This window comes from Petrotoga sp. 9PWA.NaAc.5.4 (assembly GCF_002895485.1).
Lineage (GTDB): Bacteria > Thermotogota > Thermotogae > Petrotogales > Petrotogaceae > AZRK01.
Map to the genome: position 1 here is coordinate 1 of NZ_AZRK01000025.1, position 2,948 is coordinate 2,948.

The following is a 2,948-nucleotide window of genomic DNA, read 5'->3' on the forward strand; positions in this document are numbered from 1 at the left end:
CTCATTGACAAGTGCATAGGGTAAGTCCAAAGGAAGTAAGGGCATACGGTGGATGCCAAGCCAACGTGAGGCGAAGAAGGACGTGGTCAGCTGCGAAAAGCTGCGGGGAGCTGCAAACGAGCGTAGATCCGCAGATATCCGAATAGGGGAACCTGCCGAGAGGCATCCTGAAAAGGAGGCGAACCTGGGGAAGGGAAACATCTTAGTACCCAGAGGAAAAGAAATCAAACGAGATTCTCTTAGTAGCGGCGAGCGAAAAGGGAAGAGCCCAAACGAGTGTGATGTATAAGCGGACAGGCGTTGTCACACTCGGGTTGAGGGAAACAGCTACCCGACTGTCCGATAGGGGGCTATACATATAATTGAAGTTGAAACGTCTGGGAAGGCGTACCGTAGAGGGTGAAAGTCCCGTAAACGAAAGGTTATATGTAATAGCTGCTGTTATCCCGAGTAGCGTAGGACACGAGGAATCCTGCGTGAAGCTGGGTGGACCTCCATCCAAGGCTAAATACTCAAGTTGAGCGATAGAGGACAAGTACCGTGAGGGAAAGGTGAAAAGGACCCCGGAAGGGGAGTGAAAGAGAACCTGAAACCGTATGCCTACAGGAAGCGGGAGCGAAAGTGACCGCGTTCCTTTTGATTAATGAGCCTGCGAGTTATGGTTATTGGCGAGGTTAAGCCGGGAGAGGCGAAGCCGAAGGGAAACCGAGTATGAAGAGTGCGAAAGTCAATAGCCATAGACCCGAAGCCAGGTGAGCTAACCATGTGCAGGATGAAGCTTGGGTAAAACCAAGTGGAGGTCCGAACCGGTGAATAGTGAAAAATTCTCGGATGACATGTGGTTAGGAGTGAAAAGCTAAACGAACCTGGGGATAGCTGGTTCTCCCCGAAACGTGTGTAGGCACGGCCTCTGGATAAGAGTTAAGGAGGTAGAGCGCTGAATGGTGTAGGGGGGTAAACCTCTGAAACCAATCAAACTACGAATGCCTTAACTTAATGACAGGGAGAAAGACTGTGGGGTATAAGCTTCATGGTCGAGAGGGAAACAGCCCAGACTGACAGCTAAGGTTCCGAAGAAGCGGCTAAGTGTGAAAGGAAGTGGACCTCTTGAGACAGCCGGGAGGTTGGCTTAGAAGCAGCCATCCTTAAAAGAGTGCGTAACAGCTCACCGGTAGAAGAGGACTGCGCCGAAAATGTAAAGGAGCTAAAGCCGCGCACCGAAGCTACGGTATAACCGAAAGGTTATAGGTAGGGGAGCGATGTGCTAAAGGGAGAAGGTTACTCGAAAGGGTAGCTGGACGAAGCACAAGAGAGAATGCAGGCATGAGTAACGAAATGGGAGTGAGAATCTCCCACCCCGAAAGTCTAAGGGTACCTGGGGAAGGGTCGTCCGCCCAGGGTAAGCCGGAGCCTAAGGTGAACCCGAAAGGGGTAGCCGATGGTAAACGGGTAAAGAATCCCGTGCTGGTATATAACGAGATACAAGGGGTGACGCAGGAGGCGAAGCTTTCGAGTCAAGGTTGCGAGACTTCCAAGCGGTAATGCTGAAGAAGCTGGTAGGGAAAACCGCCAGCAGAGGAGGAGCCGTGATGGGGAGGGCGCAAGCCCAACGAGAGATAGTCAAACTGACGAGAAAAGCCTCGTGTATCGTTGAGTTATATATCAACCGTTCTGTAAACCGACACAGGTAGACGAGCTTAGAAGGCAAAGGGGAGCGGAATAACCTTCGTTAAGGAACTAGGCAAAAAGGCCCCGTAACTTCGGGAGAAGGGGTGGACTGGGTAAGAGGCAACTCTTATGCCAGAGCCGCAGTGACAAGTCCCTGGCGACTGTTTACCAAAAACACAGGTCTCTGCGAACACGCAAGTGGAAGTATAGGGACTGACGCCTGCCCAGTGCCGGAAGGTTAAGGGGAGAGGTGAAAGCCTCGAACTGAAGCCCCGGTAAACGGCGGCCGTAACTATAACGGTCCTAAGGTAGCGAAATTCCTTGTCGGGTAAGTTCCGACGCGCATGAATGGCGTAACGACTAGGGAACTGTCTTAACGAAGGATCCGGTGAAATTACAGTCTCGGTGAAGATGCCGAGGACCCGCAGTTAGACGGAAAGACCCCGTGGAGTTTTACTGTAACCTGACATTGTAACTTATCGATGTATGTACAGGATAGGCGGGAGGCTGAGAAGCATGGTCGCCAGGCCATGCGGAGCCGACGGTGGGATACCGCCCTTACATTGATGGGTTACTAACGTAGGAAGGTGAAGAGCCTGATACGGACAGTGTTAGGCGGGCAGTTTAACTGGGGCGGTTGCCTCCTAAAGAGTAACGGAGGTGTTCGAAGGTAGGCTCAAGTGGGTTGGGAATCCACTGAAGAGTGCAAAGGCAAAAGCCTGCCTGACTGAGAGACTGACAGGTCGAACAGGAGGGAAACCTGGACTTAGTGACCCGGCGGTTCTGAGAGGAAGGGCCGTCGATCAACGGATAAAAGTTACCCCGGGGATAACAGGCTAATCACGCCCGAGAGTTCACATCGACGGCGTGGATTGGCACCTCGATGTCGGCTCATCGCAACCTGGGGCTGAAGTCGGTCCCAAGGGTTGGGCTGTTCGCCCATTAAAGCGGTACGTGAGCTGGGTTCAGAACGTCGTAAGACAGTTCGGTCCCTATCTGCTGCGGGCGGAGGAAGCATGAAGGGGGTTGCTCCTAGTACGAGAGGACCGGAGTGAGTATGTCCCTGGTGAATCAGCTGTTATGCAAGTAGCAGTAGCTGAGTAGCCAACACATATAACCGATAACCGCTGAAAGCATCTAAGCGGGAAGCGGGCCCTAAGAATAAGCTTCCCACTCTGAAAAGAGGTAAGGGCAGTTCGAGAACAGGACGTAGATAGGCTGCAGGTGTAAGTGCTGAGAAGCATTGAGCCGAGCGGTACTAATAGCCCGAGGCTTTGGAC

1 rRNA gene is annotated in these 2,948 nt (G+C 52.5%); it reads left to right on the forward strand.

The annotated features are described in order from the left end of the window. Window positions 1-25 precede the first annotated feature (25 nt). Window positions 26-2,948 (forward strand): 23S ribosomal RNA (locus X924_RS07825).